Below are 17,837 nucleotides of genomic sequence, written 5' to 3'. Positions count from 1 at the left end.
GCCGATCAGGAGGTGGCGGGTGAGGCTTCCTTGTCGGACGGCGCGCCCTTGAGGCCGCGCCAGAACAGGTTGATCAACATGTCGGCGGCCTCGTCGACATCGGCGTCGCCCGCGCTGACCCGCGCGGCGACGGCCTCGCCGGCACCCACCAGCGCCACGGCCATCATGTGAAAGTCGGTGCCGGGCTCCGGATGTCGAGTACCGGCCTCCAGCAGCCTGGCCACCATGTCGATGATCTTCTCGCGGCCCTCACGCACGGTGTGGGAGAACGCCTGCGAGCTGGTTGCCTGGGTGTAGAGCACGATCCACGAGGCCCGGTTGGCGTCGATATAGCGCAGCACCGACAGGATGACGCTGCGCAGCAGGTCATGTGGGCTCTGCCGGAGATCGATGTCGGCTCCCACGGCCTCGATGAAGCGGCTCAGCTCGCGCGCCAGGCACGCCCCGAAGAGTTCTTCCTTGGAGCCGTAGTAGAGATACAGCATCGGTTTCGAGATCTGCGCCTCGGCGGCGATGACGTCCATCGACGTCTCGTGATAGCCGTTGACCGAGAACATCTGCACAGCGGCGTCGAGCATCTGCTGCTCCCGCACGGCGCGGGGCAACCGCTTGGTGCCACCTGCCATCTGACTACCTCCGTGCGTCCCTGATCCCCGGGTCGCTACGCTCCTGCCCGCCGGATCGATCCTTCAGGCTATCCCCCGCAACGGGGACTTTGCCCTTTCAGACGCGCCATTCGCAGCACGGAAGTTTCGACCGCGGGCAGTGACAGCTCGCCGGCGTTGACCGCCTTCTCCAGCCGGTCCAGCACCGCGGGCACCTCGTCGGTGGTCACCCACAGCGCCACATCGACGCCCGCCTGCAGGCTTTTCAGGACGGCATCGGCGACTCCGTACCGATCGGCGATGGCCGCCATGCTGGACAGGTCGTCGCTGAACACCGGACCGTCGAAGCCCGGCCCGCCGTAGCCGCCGCTGCGCAGCAGACCCACCGCCGCGGCGCTGAGGCTGGCCGGCGTCGAGCCCGTCAGCCCCGGCACCTCGAGGTGGCCGATCATCACCGCGACGGGCGCTTCGGTGGTCAACGTCCGGTAGGGGACCAGGTCACTGGTCTGCAGGTCCGCCAGCGGCGGGGTGGTCACCGCGCCCGCGGTGTGCGAGTCACCCGAACCGTGTCCATGGCCCGGGAAGTGCTTGAGCACCGGCAGCAGCCCGGCGTCGCGCAGGCCGCGGGCGTAGGCGCCGGCGAAGGCCGTCACCACGGCCGGATCATTGGAAAAAGACCGGTCGCCGATCACGGTGTCGTCGGCGGCGTCGGTGACGTCGACGACGGGCGCGAAGTCGATGGTGATCCCGAGCCCGCGCATCTTGCGTCCACGGTCCAGCGCCAGTTGGTACACCTGGTCGGGGGTTTGGGTCGCAGCCAGCACCCGGGCCGACGGGGCTTCACCGATGAGCGACGACAGCCGCTCCACCCGGCCGCCCTCCTCGTCGACACTGACGGCCAGCGGCAGCGGGCCGGCATTGGCGTAGTCGGTGAGCGAGCCGTCGGTCAGCATCGACCGGTCGGTCCAGCTGCCGATGAAGATGCCGCCGACGTGATAGGTATCCACCACGGCGCGGGCGTCGGCGCTGTTCTTGACGCCGACCATCAGCACCTGGGCGAGCTTGTCGCGGGTGGACATCGCGCTCAGCAAGCCCGGGCCGTCACCGCAGGCCGGCTGCGCCGGGGCCGCGGGTGCCGGGGCGGGCCCGGCCAGCGGGCTGGCCGACGACGATGTGCTGACCGGTGCCGATGACGTGGCTGCGGGGCGAGAAGCCGAGGTTGAGCAGCCGACGATCAGCAACGGAAGTGCCGACAAGGCCGCAATACCGCGAAGCGAGAGCAGGCGGGTAGGCATCCGCACATGCTGTCATGGCCGTCGCCGACGGCCAACCAAGGTTCGCCGCGTGCTAGGTTGGCCAGCGGGTATTCACCCCTGTAATCCAGCACCCGAGCAAGGAGCGCCGATCATGACCCGGTTCGTGGTTCCTGCCGCCGCCAGCATCGTGGTGGGTTTGCTGCTCGGGGCCGCCGCGGTCTTCGGCGTGACGTTGATGATCCAGCAGGACACCAAGCCGCCGCTGGCTCCCGGCGATCCCGCATCATCGGTGCTGAACCGCGTCGAGTACGGCAACCGCGGCTAGCCTGAGCACGCTGCGCGCCGCCTCCCCCGCGGTCACGGAGGCGCCCATCACCACCCCGCCGCTCTCGCGGCGCTGGCTCGGCGGAGCCTTCCTCGTTGCGCTGGTGCTGTCCTTCGCGCAATCGCCGGGGATGATTTCGCCGGACACCAAACTCGACCTGACCGCGAACCCGCTGCGCTTCTTGGCCCGCGCGGCCAACCTGTGGAACAGCGACCTGCCATTCGGGCAGGCGCAGAATCAGGCCTACGGCTATCTGTTCCCGCATGGGGCTTTCTTCCTGCTCGGCGACACCCTCGGCGTCCCCGGCTGGATCACCCAGCGGCTGTGGTGGGCGCTGCTCCTGACCGCCGGATTCTGGGGGCTGCTGCGAGTCGCCGAGGCACTCGGCATCGGGACAACGCCGTCGCGCATCATCGGCGCACTCGCGTTCGCCCTGTCGCCCCGGGTGTTGACGACGCTGGGGTCGATCTCGTCGGAGACCCTGCCGATGATGCTGGCGCCGTGGGTGCTGCTGCCGGTGATCCTGGCGCTGCGGGGCGGAGACGGAGCCGCTGGGCCGGCGACATCGGGCCGAAGCCGGCCACTACGGGTGCTGGCCGGGCGGGCCGGGATCGCGCTGGCATTGATGGGTGCGGTCAACGCAGTCGCGACGATGACCGGCTGTCTGCCCGCGATCATCTGGTGGCTGTGTCATCGGCCCAACCGGGTGTGGTGGCGGTTCGGCGCGTGGTGGGCGCTGGCGTCGGCGCTGGCGGTCACCTGGTGGGTGGTCGCGCTGCTGGCGCTCGGCCGGATCAGCCCGCCGTTCCTGGATTTCATCGAGTCCTCCGGTGTCACGACGCAGTGGACGTCGCTGACCGAGATGTTGCGCGGCACCGACAGCTGGACACCGTTCGTCGCTCCGAATGCCACCGCGGCCGCCGAACTGGTGACCCAGCCGGCCATGATTCTGGCGACCACACTGGTGGCCGCCGGCGGGCTGGCCGGCCTGGCGTTGCGCTCGATGCCGGCGCGCGGCCGGCTGATCGCCATGCTGCTGATCGGCATCGTCTTGCTGGGCGTCGGCTACTCCGGCGGGCTTGGCTCAGCGCTGGCGCACCAGGTTCAGGCCTTCCTCGATGCCTCCGGCGCCCCACTGCGCAACGTGCACAAGCTCGAGCCGGTGATCCGGATCCCGCTCGTGCTTGGCGTCGCGCATCTGCTCAGCCGTATCCCGTTGCCCGGCAGCGCACCACGGCCGGTGTGGGTCCGCGCCTTCGCCCACCCCGAGAACGACAAACGGGTGGCCGTCGGCATCGTGGTGCTCGCCGCACTCATGGTGGCCACGTCGATGGCGTGGACCGGCCGGCTCACCCCGCCCGGTGCGTTCCGCGCCATCCCCGACTACTGGCACCAGGCCGCGGACTGGCTGACCGAGCACAACAGCGGCGAGCCCACGCCGGGGCGGGTGCTGGTGGTCCCGGGTGCACCGTTCGCCACCCAGGTGTGGGGCAACAGCCACGACGAGCCGCTGCAGGTTCTCGGCGAAAGCCCCTGGGGGGTACGCGATTCCATCCCCTTGACCCCACCGCAGACCATTCGCGCACTGGACTCGGTGCAGCGGCTGTTCGCGGCGGGCCGGCCGTCGGCTGGGCTGGCAGACACCCTGGCACGGCAGGGCATCTCCTTTGTCGTGGTGCGCAACGACCTCGACCCGGACAAGTCACGGTCGGCGCGCCCGCTGCTGGTACACCGCGCGATCGACGGCTCACCGGGGTTGGCGAAGGTGGCGCAGTTCGGCGACCCGGTCGGGCCGGGCACGCTCGACGGTTTCATCAGCGACAGCGGGCTGCGCCCGCGCTACCCCGCTGTCGAGATCTACCGTGTTGCCACACAAGGTAATCCGAGTGCACCATATCTGACCGACGCCAGCCGGATGGCTCGCGTCGACGGCGGGCCCGAGGTGCTGCTGCGGATCGACGAACGGCGCCGTCTGCTCGGGCAACCTTCACTCGGACCGATGCTGCTGACGTCCGACGCCCAGCGGGCCGGGTTACCGGCGCCACTGGTCACCGTCACCGACACCCCCGTCGACCGAGAGACCGACTACGGCCGCGTCGACGACCACTCGTCGGCGGCCAGGGCGCAGGGCGATCGCCGCAACACTCTCAACCGGGTGCCCGACTATCCTGTCCCCGGCGCCAAGCTCGTGCACGGCGCCTGGACCGGCGGGCGACTGTCGGCTTCGAGTTCGTCCTCGGATGCCACCGCGCTGCCCAATGTCTCACCCGCCAGCGGTCCGGCCGCGGCCGTCGACGGCGACTCGGCCACCGCATGGGTGTCCAACTCGCTGCAAGCGGCGGTCGGCCAGTGGCTGCAGATCGATTTCGACCGCCCGGTCACCAACGCAACGCTGACGATCACCCCGAGCGCCACCGCCGTCGGCGCCCAGGTGCGCCGACTCCAGGTGTCGACCCAAAATGGCACCACCACAGTGCGTTTCGACGAACCCGGCAAACCACTGGCGGTGGCACTGCCGTACGGGGAGTCGCCGTGGGTGCGGATCACCGCGGTCGGCACCGACGACGGCTCGTCGGGTGTCCAGTTCGGCATCACCGACCTTTCGGTCACCCAGTACGACGCGTCCGGTTTCGCTCACCCGGTGGACATTCGGCACACCATGGTGGTGCCGGGTCCACCCGGCGGATCAGCGGTTGCCGCCTGGGATCTGGGCTCAGAGCTGCTCGGCCGGCAGGGCTGCGCGGATTCTGAAGACGGCGTGCACTGCGCGGCCTCGATGGCACAGGCCCCCGAGGAGCCCGTCACCTTGAGCCGCACCCTGACCGTGCCCAAGCCGATCGAGGTGAGCCCGACAGTGTGGGTGCGTGCCCGGCAAGGGCCGCACCTCGCGGACCTGATCGCCCAGCCGGGCACCGTCCGGTCGCATGGCGACGCCGATCTCATCGATGTGGACGGATCGGCCTACGCCGCGACCGACGGCGATCCCCGAACCTCGTGGACCGCACCGCAGAATGTGGTGCAGCATCGCAGTGCCCCCACGCTGACCGTGACGTTGCCGAAGCCGACCGAGGTCACCGGGCTGACGCTGACGCCGAGCTCGTCACCGCTGCCCACGCATCCCACGATGGTGGCCATCGACCTCGGCGACGGCCCGCAGACCCGGCGGCTGGACTCCCGCCCGAACGCGGGCCCGCAAACGCTGTCCCTGCGGCCCCGGGTAACTGACAAGGTGCAGATCAGCCTGCTTGACTGGGACGACGTAATCGACCGCACGGCACTGGGTTTCGACCAGCTCAAACCGCCAGGCCTGGCTGAGGTCGCAGTGTTGGGGCCGGATGGCAAACCGGTCGGCGCCGCCGACGCCGCCGCCAACCGGAAACGCACCATACAGATCCCCTGCGGCGAAGGCCCCATCGTCGCCGTATCGGGCCGGTTCGTGCAGACCTCGGTGACCACCACCGTCGGGGCATTGCTGGACGGCCAGCCCGTGCCCGCCCGCGCCTGCGACCCGACCCCGATCGCCCTGCCGGCCGGCCAACAGGAGCTGCTGATCAGTCCCGGCTCGGCGTTCGTCGTCGACGGTGCCCAGCTGGCCGGCCCACTGGCCGGTCAAATACCCACCGCCGCAACGACTCCCGCCAAAGTCGCCAGCTGGGGTGCGGACCGTCGGGAGTTCTCCGTCGACCGCGCCCCCACCGCACGCGTATTGACCGTCCCCGAGAGCGTGAACCCCGGCTGGGTCGCCCACCTGCCCGACGGCGTCATCCTGACGCCGGTCGTCGTCAACGGCTGGCAACAAGGGTGGGTGATTCCCGCCGGGGAACAAGGCCCCGTGACGGTCACCTTCCCGTCGAACCGCGGCTACCGGATCGGCCTTGCCGCCGGACTGTCACTGCTTCCGCTGCTGCTCCTGCTGGCACTGGTGCCGCCCCGCCGGCGGCCGGCCGACTCGGGACCAGCCCGGCCATGGACGCTCCCCGTCCTGGCCGGCGCGGGAGTTCTGGCCACCGGCGGACTGATCGGCGGGGTCGGCGGTCTGGTGGTGTTCGGCGTCGCCCTGGTGCTCGGTTACGTGCTGCGCCACCGCGCCGGGCTGCGCGACCGGCTGACACTGACGGCCAGCGCCTGCGGGCTGATCGCGGCCGGCGCGTTGCTGTCGCGCTACCCCTGGCGGTCGGTCGACGGATACATCGGCCACTCACCCTGGGTTCAGCTGCTGGCGCTGATCGCCGTGGGTACGCTGGCCGCCTCCGCCGTGCGGCGGCCGCCGGCCCGCACTGACAGCGAAACCGCCCAGGACACAAGCATTTCGCACTAGGGTGCCGGGTATGGCTGAACCTGCAATGACGGCGCCGTCACAGGTCGAGACCGTACGGGGAGCGATCCCGGCCAGCGACCTGGGTGTGGTGTTCATGCACGAACACGTCTTCATCCTGTCGCCCGAGATCATCAACAACTATCCCGAAGGCTGGGGCGACGAGGCGGCCCGGGAAGCCGATGCGGTCGCCAAACTCAGCGAGCTGAAGGCCCTCGGTGTGGACACCATCGTCGATCCGACGGTGATCGGGCTGGGCCGCTACATCCCGCGCATTCAGCGGGTGGCCGCGCAGACCGACCTGCAGATCGTGGTGGCCACCGGGATCTACACCTACAACGACGTCCCGATGTACTTCCACTTCAGCGGACCTGGAACGCTGCTGGACGGCCCGGAGATCATGACCGAGCTGTTCGTCCGCGATATCACCGAAGGCATTGCCGGCACCGGCGTCAAGGCGGCAATCCTCAAGTGCGCCACCGACGAACCCGGCATCACCCCCGGCGTCGAACGGGTGCTGCGCGCGGTGGCCCAGGCCCACCGGCAGACCGGTGTCCCGATCACCACCCACACCCATGCCCTGACCCGCCGCGGCCTGGAACAACAACGTGTCTTCGCCGAAGAAGGCGTCGACCTGAGCCGGGTGATCATCGGACACAGTGGGGACACAACCGATCTGGGCTACCTCGAAGAGCTGATCGCGGCCGGCTCGTACCTCGGGATGGACCGGTTCGGGCTGGACAGCATGCTCGGCTTCGACGACCGGGTCGACACCGTCGCGCGGATGTGCGAACGCGGCCACGCCGACAAGATGGTGCTGTCGCACGATGCGTCGTGCTACATCGACTGGCTGCCGGAGGAGCTGGTGCCGGTGGCACTGCCCAATTGGCATTACCGCCACATCCACAACGACGTGCTGCCCGCGCTGCGCCAGCGCGGCGTCACCGACGAACAGATCACCACCATGCTGGTGGACAACCCCCGCAACATCTTCTCCAGGCAAGGTGCCTATGTCTGAGGCGACTCCCCCGATCGGGACCCGGATGAGCCAGCTCGCCGCCGAGGCGCCCGACCGACCGGTGGTGAGCTGCGACGGCCGCACCATCACCCGCGGCGAGCTGGAGTCGACGTCGAACCGGCTGGCCCGCGCCTACGCCGAACTGGGGGTCAAACAAGGCGATTACGTCACGATCGCGGTGCCGAATTCGATCGAGTGGGTGCAGGCGACCGTGGCGGTGTGGAAGCTGGGGGCGATTCCGCAGCCGCTCTCACCGCGACTGCCCGACGCCGAGTTCGAGGGACTGCTCGACCTCACGCCGCGCGCCCTGCTGGTCGGCCGAGCCGACCCGCGGGGCCTGGTGCCATCGGTGGACGCCGATTTCACCGGCAGCCTAGATCTCTCGGATGATCCACTGCCCGAAGCGGTTTCACCGGTGTGGAAGTCGATGGCCTCCGGCGGCAGCACCGGGCGGCCCAAGCTGATCGAGGCAGGCGGCGATGGACGCTACCCGGCCGACCTGGTGGCGATCGGGATGGGTAACGAGCCGACCGACACCCAGCTGCTGCCGGTTCCGTTGAGCCACAACACCGGGTTCACCTCGGCGGCCATCGCGCTGCTGACCGGGCAGCATCTGGTGTTGATGCGCCGCTTCGACCCGGAGCAGTTCCTGCGTCTGGTCACCGACTACAAGGTCACCTACCTCGCCACCGTGCCGACGATCATGCAGCGGCTGCTGCCGGTGTATCACGCCAACCCCGACGCCTACGACCTGTCGTCGCTGCGCAGGCTGTGGCACCTGGCCGCACCATGCCCGCCCAACATCAAGGAGGCCTGGATCGACCTGCTGGGCGCGGATGCGGTGTGGGAACTGTACGGCGGCACCGAACTTCAGGCGCTGACGTTCATCAGTGGGTCGGAGTGGCTGACCCACCGGGGGTCGGTCGGCCGCGTGGTGAGTGGCCAGATGAAGGTGCTCGACGACGACGGCAACGAGTGCTCCCCTGGGGAGATCGGCGAGATCTACATGCGTCCGAACGCGGGCGAGCGCGCCACCTACCGCTACATCGGAAGCACCGCCAAGTCCCGTGACGGCTGGGACTCGCTGGGCGATCTGGGCTGGTTCGACGACGAGGGCTACCTCTACCTGGCCGACCGGCGCGTCGACATGTTCACCGTCGGTGGGCGCAATGTGTACCCGGCCGAGATCGAGAACGCGCTCGCCGAGCATCCCGCTGTGCTGTCCTGTCTGGTGGTCGGGGTGCCCCACGAAGACCTCGGCCAGGTGCCCTATGCGTTGGTGCACACCGGGGGCGGCGCCCTCACCGAGGAGGATGTCGCCGCGTTCGTGGCGCAACGGCTGTCCGACTACAAAGTGCCGCGAACCGTGGAATTCGTCGACACCCCACTGCGCGACGACGCAGGCAAGGCCCGGCGGACCGCGGTGCGCGACGAGGTCATCGCCCGGCTGAACGCCTAGCTGCGGGGTGGCATCTGCGGTGCGACCGGGCTATCGCGCGATCACCGGCTCGGGGGCATCACTGACCGAACTGTCCAGCGGCGGGACGGGCGCCTTGCGCCGATACTCCCAGCGCCGCAGGGCATTGCGGCACGGCGACTCGATCAGCGCGTAGCTGACCGCAGCCATCGCGAAACCCAGAACCAGGGTCAGTACCAGAATGACGATCAGGTTGCCGTTGAACATGAACTTGCCGACCATCGGGAACACCATCACCAACGCGGCCAGATGCCAGACGAACAGTCCATAGGACCAGCGGCCCAGCGTGACCATGAACCGGCTGCCCAGAATCGGGTGCGCGGTTTCGGGGCGATCGAGCACCAGCGGTGCCAGCAGCGCGCCGGCGACGATGGCTCCCATCGACGTGCGTATCACGAACTGTCCCAGCGTCGCCGGGACCAGATCCTTCGGCCCGGCCAGCGGCGAGGCCGAGATCAGATAAGCCACCAACGCGATACTCGTGATGGCCCAACGGTTTCGGGCCAGCTTGTGCATCCAGCCGACCGGGCTGACGGTGAACTCGGCCAGCAGCATGCCCGCGGCGAACCAGGAGGCATACGCCGGTGGCCAGTTCAGGAAGTTGACCCCCTGCGCGGTGTGGATCGGCAGCAGGCCCCAGGCCAGGCTGGCCAGCGCCACCACCGTGATCACCGGGATCCTGGCTCGCACCGGCAACCCGCGCGCCAGGAACGCCAGGACCGGTAGCGCGAGATAGAAGCTCACCTCCACCGACAGGCTCCACATCTGGGTGAGCCCGGCGGTCAGCGTCAGCGGAACGTAAACCTGCGTCAGCGTCAGGTTGGCCCACCACACCGTCCAGCTGGCATGGTTGGCCTCCGGCAGCAGGGTCAGGATGACGACGACGGCCACCACGTAGCCGGGCATGATGCGGACCAGCCGCGAGCGTAGATAGTGGCCGGTGGTCGGGCGCTGCCGCAGTCCGCGCGCCGCGGCCGCATGACCGCGCCACAGCAGGAACCCCGATAGCGCGAAGAACACCGCAACGGCCAGGTCGAAGCGGTGCAGCAGGCGTCCTACCACCTCGCCGGAGGTCCCGGTCTGGAAAGCGACGTGGGTGAGGACCACTCCCATCGCCGCGCAGGCGCGCATCCCCTCCACCGCGGGCAGGAAGCTGCGGGTGCCCCCGACCTGCTCCGCCTCCGGTGTCATGCAGCCAGTGTGCCGGGCGCGGATCACCTGTGAAAGTGGGTACCCGTGGGCTGCGGCGATGACCTCCTAATGAGCCGGTGCCTCGGGCTCTGCTGTTAGGGTCAGACACGTTTGCTTCGTCGTCAGAGGCGTGTGCACAGCAAGATCGGGAGCGAGGGAGGCCACGGCAGCGTGAATCGCGCGGGCATGTTGCGTATCACGGCATACGGCATCATCGGGCTCGGATCCGCCCTGCTGATCGCCGCGCTGCTGTTGTCCACTTACACCTCGGGCAAGATCGAGAAGAATCCCCTCGATATCGACGAGACGTTGGTCAGCGACGGCACCGGCACCGCGCTGGACCCGTCGTCGCTGACCGGCGAGAAGTTCATCATCGACAAGAACGTGCCGCTGGTCTCCCAGCAGCAGATCACCGTCGAGTCGCCGGCCAACGCCGATGTGGTGACGCTGCAGGTCGGCACCAGCGTGCGCCGCAGCGACAAGCAACAGGACAACGGTTTGTTGCTGGCCATGGTCGACACCGTGACGGTGAACCGGAGCACCGCGCTGGCAGTGTCCGACGACACGCATCCGGGCGGATCGGTGCAAAAGCCGCGGACCATCGAGGACACCAAGCCGCCGACCAACATCGCGCTGCCACACGAGGGCCTGGCCTACCGGTTCCCGTTCGGCACCGAGAAGAAGACGTATCCCTACTTCGATCCGATCGCGCAGAAGGCGTTCGACGCCAACTACGACGGCCAGGAGGACGTCAACGGGCTGACCACCTACCGGTTCACCCAGAACGTCGGGTACGACGCCGACGGCAAGCTGGTCGATCCGATCAAGTACGCGTCGCTCTACGACAAGGGCGAGGACGGCGAGGTCACCGCGCGGGCGGAGCTGTGGGGCCTGCCCGGACCGCCGGAAGAGCCGATCACGATGACCCGCTTCTACGCCGCCCAGCGCACGTTCTGGGTGGACCCGGTCACCGGCGTCATCGTCAAGTCGACCGAACACGCGAACCACTACTACGCCCGCGATCCGCTGAAGCCCGAAATGGAGCTGGCCGACTACAAGGTCACCTCGAACGAGCAGACCATCGAATCGCGGGTGGCTACCGCCCGCGACGAGCGCGACCGGGTGGGGCTGTGGTCTCGGGTGCTGCCGATCAGCTTCACTGCGGCCGGCCTGGTGGCCCTCGTCGGTGGCGTGCTGCTGGGAACCTTCAGCGTGCGCGCGGAATCGGCCTTGATCGACCCGGGCCTGGACAGTGGGGACCACGGGTTCTTCGGCAAGGACGAGACTGGGCCGATGCCCGCCGCGGAGGCGCAGACCGAGAAGCTGCCCGCGGCCAGGCCGAGACCGGATCTGGAGCCCCCACCGCCGCAGCGGTGAGCTCGGCATGACCCAGGCACGCCGGGCGGTCCGGTGGGTGGTGCCGGGGTATGCCCTCCTACTCGCGCTGGCGGTGACCGCACCGCTGGTCGCCCCCGGCTATCTGCTGTTGCGCGACGCGGTGTCCACCCCGCGGTCGTACTTCTCCGACGCGGCGCTGGGCCTGGGTGAGTCGGCGCCGCGCGCGGTGCCGCAGGATTTCCTCATCGCGACGATCTCGCCCGTCCTCGACGGCGGGGTGTTGGTCAAGGCGCTGCTGATCACCGGAATCTTCCTGGCCGGCTGGGGCGCCGCGCGGCTGGCCGAGGCGGTGGTGCCCGATGCCGGGATGGCGGGCCGGTTGGTGGCCACCACCCTGGCCGTGTGGAATCCCTACGTCGCCGAACGGCTGCTGCAAGGGCATTGGAGCCTGCTCGTGGGGTACGGCTGCCTGCCGTGGGTGGCCAAGGCGATGCTTGGGCTGCGCGCCGACGACGCCACGCCGGCCGTGGGGCGGTGGGCGGCGGTGGTGTTCTGGATCGCGCTCGCCGGGCTGACGCCGACGGGTCTGCTGCTGGCCGCCGTGGTGGCGCTGGCCTGTATCGCGGTACCCGGCGGCGGAGTGTCCCGGCTGCGGTGTGCGGTCGGGGTCCTGATCGCTTCGGGGCTCGCGGCGTCTCCGTGGCTGACCGCATCGGCGCTCGGCGATGCGCTGGATTCGACGCCGTCCTCGGGCGTGGCTGCGTTCGCCGCTCGTGCCGAGCCGGGCCTTGGCACGTTGGGCAGCCTGGCCGGCCTCGGTGGGATCTGGAACGCCGAGGCCGTTCCGTCCTCTCGCACAACGCTGTTGGCGCTGCTGGCGACCGTCGTCCTGCTGGCCGTCGTAGCCGCTGGGCTGCCGACGGTGTTGCGGCGGCGAGCCGCGCTGCCGCTGTTGGTGTTGGCGGCGGTGAGCGTGCTGCTGCCGGCGGCGGTGGCCACCGGACCGGGGTTGTCTGTTCTGCGGGCGGTCGTCGATGCTGCGCCGGGCGTGGGTGTGCTGCGCGACGGGCAGAAGTGGGTGGCGTTGGCGATGCCCGGTTATGTCGTCGCCGGGGCCGCCGCTGTCGTGACGTTGCGGCGGTGGGTTCGCCCCGGGGTCACCGCGCTGGTGTGCGTGGTCGCGATCATCGCTGTGCTGCCCGATCTGGCCTTCGGCGTCGGGGGCAAAGTGGTGTCGGTGCGTTACCCGCCGGGGTGGTCGGCGGTGGCCGGCATCGTCAACGCTGCGCCGGCAGACGTGGCGGTGCTGCCCGCCGACAGCATGCGCAAATTCAGCTGGTCTGGTCCTGCGCCGGTACTCGATCCGTTGCCGCGCTTCGTCCGCGCCGAGGTGCTGGCCACCGGCGACCTGACCATCTCGGGTGAGTCGGTGCCCGGCGAGGGCAGCCATGCACGCGCGGTACAGCGCACGCTTCTGGCCGGCGGGCCTGCCCAAGCGCTGGCCGACGCCGGGGTCGGCTGGGTCGTCGTGGAGTCGGGGAGCGCAGGGGAGATCGGAGATGCCCAGCGGACGCTTCAGGGTCTGCCGGTGACCTATCGCGACGACGACCTCACGCTGTATCGGGTCGGCGGGTCGAGTCAGGCGGCGCCCCAACGGAAACGGGCGCTGGCCGTGGCTGTTCACCTGGTGTGGCTGGCGCTGCTGATGGGGGCCGGTGTTGCGGGCCTGGTGGGCCGACGCCCACGCACTCCCCTCTCCCAAACCGGCAACCCGCAGGAAAAGTTCGAATAGATCGCCGCATAACGTCGATGTCGGCGCACCGCAAACATGTACCATCTGGTACATGTTGACCTCCAGCAGCGTCGCCATCGACGCACCTGCGGATCTGGTGTGGGACGTGTTCACCGACGTCGAGAAGTGGCCGGAGTGGACCGCGTCGGTCACCCGGCTGACCGGTCTCGACGGGCCGCAGATCGCCGTCGGCAGGAGCTTCGAGATCAAACAGCCACGCATGCCGAAACTGGTCTGGACGGTCACCGACGTCGACCCCGGCACATCGTGGACCTGGGTGCAGCGCTCCCCCGGCGGCCGAACGTCGGCGCGACACCTGGTGTCAGCGGTCGGCGTCGGTCACACCCTCGTGCGCCAGGAACTCGAGCAGCGCGGACCCATCGGATCTTTGGTGGGCGCGCTCATGCGCGGGATGACGCAGCGATACCTGGGGCTGGAAGCGCAGGGGCTGAAAGCGCGCAGCGAAGGCATGTGGAGGCTTCGTGGTTCGAACGCCTGATCTTGCCCGCCGACGCGAGCTGCTCGACGCGTTGGTTCGCGAATGCGCCGACAACGGTGTCGGTGGGCGCTCGCTGCGCGAACTCGCCGAAGCGGTCGGCACGAGTCACCGAATGTTGCTGCACCACTTCGGCTCCCGCGAAGAACTGCTGCTCGCGGTGGTGGACGATGTCGAGCGCAGGCAGATGGCGATGCTCAGTGAAGGTGCGGCCGGATTCGCCGAGATGTGGGAGCACTTGCGCAGGCCCGAGTTGCGCGCGCTCGAGCGCCTGTTCTTCGAGTGCTATTCGCGCGGGGCGCAGGGCGAGTCACCGTTCACCACGATGTTGCCCGGCGCGGTCGATCGCTGGCTTGCCGAAGTACCGGCCGATGCCCAGGTTGATCCCGCCCTGGCCCGTCTCGGATTGGCGGTCATGCGCGGCCTGCTGCTCGACCTGGCCGGCACCAACGACGACGCGGGCGTCGACGCGGCGGCACAGCACTTCATCGAGCTGATCGACGCTAGATCACACCGCTGACACGCGTTCCCGCATGGACGGACTCCAACACCGCGCGCATAGCGGCGGCACTCTGTTGCCAGGAGAAGTCCCTACTGCGGGCTTTGGCCTTGGCGCCGAGCTCGTCACGCAGAACATGTTCTGCCAGAAGGTGTTCGAGACTTCCGACCAAGCCGTCATGGTCGTCGACCAGCACACCGGTCACACCGTCGATGACCGAGTCGGTGAGCCCGCCCGACGACCGGTAGCCGATGGTCGGCACGCCGTGCTGAGCGGCCTCGATGACGGCCAAGCCCCAGCCTTCCTTTCGGGACGGCAGCACATGAACCCAGGACCGCTGTACGACAGCATGTTTGGTGCGATCGTCGACGTGGCCGTGGAAGGTGACCGCATCGGCGATGCCGAGGCGGTGCGCCCGCTCCACAAGCCGGTCATGCCACCAGCCACCGCCGACGATGTCCAGGTGCAGATCGGCGACGCGGGGCAGAAGTTCGGCCACTGCGTCCAGCGCGTCCTCAATCTGCTTGTGCGGCACCAGCCTTGACAGGACCACAACGCGCGGCGTTGACGACCGTTGCCCAGTCAGGGTGTCTGCGGGCGCTTCGTCGAGACCGTTGCGCACCACGGCGATCCGTGTGGCGTCTACCCCGAGCTCGGACAGGTCACGGGCCGACGGCAGGGAAACGGTGACGTATTGGTTGTGCCGGTGCATGCGCGGCGACAACCGGGATTCGACCAGCCAGCCCAGCCGGCCCACGAAGCGGCCGGCAACCGGCCACTGTTCGCGATGGCAGTGGTGCACCAGCACCGCGACGCGTCGCCCGAACGCGAGCCGCGCCAAGAACGGCACCCCGTTCTGGGTGTCGACGACGACGTCGGGACGCACCCGCCGCAGCGGGCCGAGCCGCACCCGCGCGGCCACCATGGCCAGTCCCGCCCAGATGTAGACGCTGTAGGGCCCGCCTCCGCGGCTGATCGTGACGCCGTCGACGACCTCGCGGCGCGGAGCACCCCGATAGCGGGCGGTGCGCAGGGTGACGTCGATGCCCGAGTCGGCCAGCAGCGTGCCGATGCGCTGAACGTAGGTTTCGCTGCCGCCGCCCTGCGGGTGCCCGGTGTCCCGCCAGCACAGCAGCAGGACGGAGCGAACGGTGGAGGACATCGAGATCAGCCTAACCCCGTGCTGAACTGGCCTGGAAATGCCGATCACTAGGGTGAGGCCGTGATCGCGACCGACCTGTTCGCCCAGCGCGCGACGCTGGGCCGGTCGGTGCGGCTGTTGTCCGAGTTCCGCCATGAACGCAGCGACCCCGCCCGGTTCTACGGCGCCCTGGCCGCCGACACCGCGGATATGGTCACCGACCTCTGGCGGGCAACGCAGCCGGACCCGCCGGCCGGGCACACCCTCGTCGACGTCGGCGGCGGGCCCGGCTACTTCGCGACGGCGTTCACCAACGCGGGCTGGAACTACGTTGGCGTCGAACCGGATCCGAGTGAGATGCACGCCGCCGAGCAGGTACGCCAGGCAGGACCCGGCTCCTTCCTCCGGGCGTCCGGATTGGCGCTGCCCTTTGCCGACGGCAGCGTCGATGTCTGCCTGTCGTCCAACGTCGCCGAGCACGTGCCCCGACCGTGGCAGCTCGGTGCGGAGATGCTGCGCGTCACCCGGCCCGGCGGGCTGGCGATCCTGTCCTACACCGTCTGGCTCGGACCGTTCGGTGGCCACGAAATGGGCCTCACCCACTACCTGGGCGGCGCTCGGGCAGCGGCTCGCTACACCCGCAAGCACGGCCGCCCGCCCAAGAACAACTACGGGTCGTCGCTTTTCGAGGTCTCGGTGGCCGACGGCCTGAGCTGGGCTTCGAGCACAGGGGCGCTGGTCGCGGCATTCCCGCGTTACCACCCGCGATGGGCCTGGTGGCTGACGGGAGCCCCCGGCCTGCGAGAGTTCGCGGTGAGCAATCTGGTACTGGTGTTGCGGCCGCCGATTCGCCAGAAATGAACAGGTTCTAGTTTCTGTCTTCAGTAGGTAATGTGACGGTCATGACACAGAGCACCGCGTTCAAAACCGAATGGGACAAGCTGTTCATCGGCGGCAAGTGGGTCGAGCCCTCCACGTCGGACGTGATCGAGGTGCACTCCCCGGCCACCGGCGAACTGGTCGGCAAGGTGCCGCTGGCGGCCAAAGCCGACGTCGACGCCGCCTGCGCCGCCGCCCGCAAAGCCTTCGACGAAGGCCCCTGGCCACACATGTCGCCCGCCGATCGCGCCGAAATCCTGGGCCGCGCCGTGAAGATCCTCGAAGAGCGTGCCGAGGAACTGAAGTTCCTGCTGGCCGCCGAGACCGGCCAGCCGCCGACGATCGTCGACATGATGCAGTACGGCGCCGCGATCTCGTCGTTCCAGTTCTTCGCCGGTGCCGCCGACAAGTTCACCTGGCGCGACTTCCGCGACGGCGCCTACGGACAGACGATGGTGCTGCGCGAGCCGATCGGTGTCGTCGCCGCCGTCACCGCATGGAACGTGCCGTTCTTCCTGGCTGCCAACAAGCTGGGCCCCGCGCTGCTCGCCGGCTGCACGATCGTCGTCAAGCCCGCCGCAGAGACCCCGCTGTCGCTGTTCGCGATGGCCGATATCTTCGCCGAGGCCGGGCTGCCCGAGGGCGTGCTGTCGGTGGTCCCCGGTGGGCCGGAGACCGGTCGTGCGCTGACCGCCAACCCTGAGATCGACAAGTACACGTTCACCGGGTCCAGTGCGGTCGGCAAGGAGATCGCCAAGATCGCCGCCGAGCGGCTCAAGCCGTGCACGCTGGAGCTGGGCGGCAAGTCGGCAGCCATCATTCTCGAGGACGCCGACCTGGATTCCACCCTGCCGATGCTGGTGTTCTCAGGTCTGATGAACACCGGACAGGCCTGCGTGGCGCAGACCCGGATTCTGGCTCCCCGTTCGCGCTACGACGAGGTCGTCGAGAAGGTCTCCGCCGCAGCGGCGGCCATGCCGGTCGGGCTGCCCGACGACGCCGGCGCCATGATCGGATCGCTGATCAGCGAGAAGCAGCGCGAGCGTGTCGAGGCCTACATCAAGAAGGGCGTCGAGGAAGGTGCCCGGCTGGTCACCGGCGGCGGGCGTCCCGAAGGGCTCGACAACGGCTGGTTCGTGCAGCCGACGGTGTTCGCCGACGTCGACAACTCGATGACCATCGCGCAGGAGGAGATCTTCGGACCGGTGCTGTCGGTGATTCCTTATGACACCGAAGAGGATGCGGTGCGGATCGCCAACGACTCGGCCTACGGCCTGGCCGGCTCGGTGTTCACCACCGACAACGACAAGGCCATGAAGATCGCCGCGCAGATCCGCACCGGCACCTACGCGGTCAACATGTACGCCTTCGATCCGGGTGCGCCGTTCGGCGGCTACAAGAACTCGGGTATCGGCCGTGAGAACGGACCCGAGGGCATCGAGCCGTACACGCAGGCCAAGAGTGTGCTGCTGCCGTTCGGCTACACGCCGGAATAGGCGACCGCC

The 17,837-nt window shown here is 69.0% G+C and carries 14 protein-coding genes; 10 read left to right on the top strand and 4 right to left on the bottom strand.

Annotation, left to right across the window (positions count from 1 at the left end; translation table 11 throughout):
• Positions 1 to 5: 5 nt before the first annotated feature.
• Positions 6 to 626 (bottom strand): TetR/AcrR family transcriptional regulator, encoded by a 621-nt coding sequence (locus tag HPC46_RS03810; protein WP_179466968.1) that lies wholly within the window; start codon positions 624 to 626, stop codon positions 6 to 8.
• A gap of 68 nt (positions 627 to 694) precedes the next feature.
• Complete coding sequence (locus tag HPC46_RS03805; RefSeq protein ID WP_325096559.1) at positions 695 to 1,900, bottom strand: glycoside hydrolase family 3 N-terminal domain-containing protein; 1,206 nt, start codon at positions 1,898 to 1,900, stop codon at positions 695 to 697.
• A gap of 112 nt (positions 1,901 to 2,012) precedes the next feature.
• Between HPC46_RS03805 and HPC46_RS03800 the strand changes: the two genes are divergently transcribed.
• Genes HPC46_RS03800 through HPC46_RS03785 form a run of 4 tightly spaced genes read left to right on the top strand, consistent with a single transcriptional unit; the run spans position 2,013 to position 8,978 of the window.
• Positions 2,013 to 2,186: a DUF2613 domain-containing protein gene (locus HPC46_RS03800; RefSeq protein ID WP_005142693.1), complete on the top strand. Its 174-nt coding sequence runs from the start codon at positions 2,013 to 2,015 to the stop codon at positions 2,184 to 2,186.
• Positions 2,187 to 2,232: 46 nt separating this feature from the next.
• On the top strand, positions 2,233 to 6,504 hold the full coding sequence (locus HPC46_RS03795; protein WP_179467344.1) for an alpha-(1->3)-arabinofuranosyltransferase: 4,272 nt from the start codon (positions 2,233 to 2,235) through the stop codon (positions 6,502 to 6,504).
• A 25-nt stretch (positions 6,505 to 6,529) separates the two neighbouring features.
• Positions 6,530 to 7,519, top strand: a complete 990-nt coding sequence (locus tag HPC46_RS03790; RefSeq protein ID WP_179467342.1) for a phosphotriesterase family protein — start codon at positions 6,530 to 6,532, stop codon at positions 7,517 to 7,519.
• The gene (locus HPC46_RS03785) at positions 7,512 to 8,978 is read left to right on the top strand and encodes an AMP-binding protein (RefSeq protein WP_179466965.1); all 1,467 of its coding nucleotides are present in this window, start codon (positions 7,512 to 7,514) and stop codon (positions 8,976 to 8,978) included. Before HPC46_RS03790 ends, HPC46_RS03785 begins: the two co-directional genes overlap by 8 nt.
• A 30-nt stretch (positions 8,979 to 9,008) precedes the next feature.
• On the opposite strand, the gene HPC46_RS03780 is transcribed toward HPC46_RS03785, so the two are convergent.
• Positions 9,009 to 10,187 (bottom strand): acyltransferase family protein, encoded by a 1,179-nt coding sequence (locus HPC46_RS03780; RefSeq protein ID WP_179466963.1) that lies wholly within the window; start codon positions 10,185 to 10,187, stop codon positions 9,009 to 9,011.
• 171 nt (positions 10,188 to 10,358) lie between these two features.
• On the opposite strand from HPC46_RS03780, the gene HPC46_RS03775 reads away from it, so the two are divergent.
• From HPC46_RS03775 to HPC46_RS03760, 4 genes are read left to right on the top strand one after another with little or no spacing between them, the layout of a single operon-like run.
• On the top strand, positions 10,359 to 11,564 hold the full coding sequence (locus tag HPC46_RS03775; protein ID WP_179466961.1) for a cell envelope lipid trafficking protein PgfA: 1,206 nt from the start codon (positions 10,359 to 10,361) through the stop codon (positions 11,562 to 11,564).
• A gap of 7 nt (positions 11,565 to 11,571) precedes the next feature.
• Positions 11,572 to 13,317, top strand: a complete 1,746-nt coding sequence (locus tag HPC46_RS03770; protein ID WP_179466959.1) for an MmpA family trehalose lipid delivery protein — start codon at positions 11,572 to 11,574, stop codon at positions 13,315 to 13,317.
• A gap of 52 nt (positions 13,318 to 13,369) precedes the next feature.
• A complete protein-coding gene (locus HPC46_RS03765; protein ID WP_179466957.1) occupies positions 13,370 to 13,816 on the top strand; it encodes an SRPBCC family protein in 447 nt (148 codons plus the stop codon).
• Positions 13,800 to 14,333 (top strand): TetR/AcrR family transcriptional regulator, encoded by a 534-nt coding sequence (locus HPC46_RS03760; protein WP_179466955.1) that lies wholly within the window; start codon positions 13,800 to 13,802, stop codon positions 14,331 to 14,333. The genes HPC46_RS03765 and HPC46_RS03760 overlap by 17 nt, the downstream gene beginning before the upstream one ends.
• Here the strand turns inward: HPC46_RS03760 and HPC46_RS03755 are convergent.
• Entirely contained in the window at positions 14,317 to 15,474 is a 1,158-nt protein-coding gene (locus tag HPC46_RS03755; RefSeq protein WP_179466953.1) for a glycosyltransferase family 4 protein, read from the bottom strand. The genes HPC46_RS03760 and HPC46_RS03755 overlap by 17 nt on opposite strands.
• A 60-nt stretch (positions 15,475 to 15,534) precedes the next feature.
• Between HPC46_RS03755 and HPC46_RS03750 the strand changes: the two genes are divergently transcribed.
• The gene (locus HPC46_RS03750; RefSeq protein ID WP_179466951.1) at positions 15,535 to 16,314 is read left to right on the top strand and encodes a class I SAM-dependent methyltransferase; all 780 of its coding nucleotides are present in this window, start codon (positions 15,535 to 15,537) and stop codon (positions 16,312 to 16,314) included.
• 41 nt (positions 16,315 to 16,355) lie between these two features.
• Positions 16,356 to 17,828, top strand: a complete 1,473-nt coding sequence (locus tag HPC46_RS03745; RefSeq protein WP_179466948.1) for an aldehyde dehydrogenase — start codon at positions 16,356 to 16,358, stop codon at positions 17,826 to 17,828.
• The last annotated feature ends 9 nt before the right edge of the window (positions 17,829 to 17,837 follow it).

Source organism: Mycolicibacterium vinylchloridicum (assembly GCF_013404075.1).
Lineage (GTDB): Bacteria > Actinomycetota > Actinomycetes > Mycobacteriales > Mycobacteriaceae > Mycobacterium > Mycobacterium vinylchloridicum.
This window is presented reverse-complemented; position numbering and strand designations above follow the sequence as displayed.

Bases quoted from the DNA above. Each gene is read 5' to 3' on its own strand.
- HPC46_RS03755 (WP_179466953.1), bottom strand. From the start codon at position 15,474: ATGTCCTCCACCGTTCGCTCCGTCCTGCTGCTGTGCTGGCGGGACACC.
- HPC46_RS03800 (WP_005142693.1), top strand. From the start codon at position 2,013: ATGACCCGGTTCGTGGTTCCTGCCGCCGCCAGCATCGTGGTGGGTTTG.
- HPC46_RS03810 (WP_179466968.1), bottom strand. From the start codon at position 626: ATGGCAGGTGGCACCAAGCGGTTGCCCCGCGCCGTGCGGGAGCAGCAG.
- HPC46_RS03780 (WP_179466963.1), bottom strand. From the start codon at position 10,187: ATGACACCGGAGGCGGAGCAGGTCGGGGGCACCCGCAGCTTCCTGCCC.
- HPC46_RS03785 (WP_179466965.1), top strand. From the start codon at position 7,512: ATGTCTGAGGCGACTCCCCCGATCGGGACCCGGATGAGCCAGCTCGCC.
- HPC46_RS03790 (WP_179467342.1), top strand. From the start codon at position 6,530: ATGACGGCGCCGTCACAGGTCGAGACCGTACGGGGAGCGATCCCGGCC.
- HPC46_RS03770 (WP_179466959.1), top strand. From the start codon at position 11,572: ATGACCCAGGCACGCCGGGCGGTCCGGTGGGTGGTGCCGGGGTATGCC.
- HPC46_RS03745 (WP_179466948.1), top strand. From the start codon at position 16,356: ATGACACAGAGCACCGCGTTCAAAACCGAATGGGACAAGCTGTTCATC.
- HPC46_RS03765 (WP_179466957.1), top strand. From the start codon at position 13,370: ATGTTGACCTCCAGCAGCGTCGCCATCGACGCACCTGCGGATCTGGTG.
- HPC46_RS03805 (WP_325096559.1), bottom strand. From the start codon at position 1,900: ATGCCTACCCGCCTGCTCTCGCTTCGCGGTATTGCGGCCTTGTCGGCA.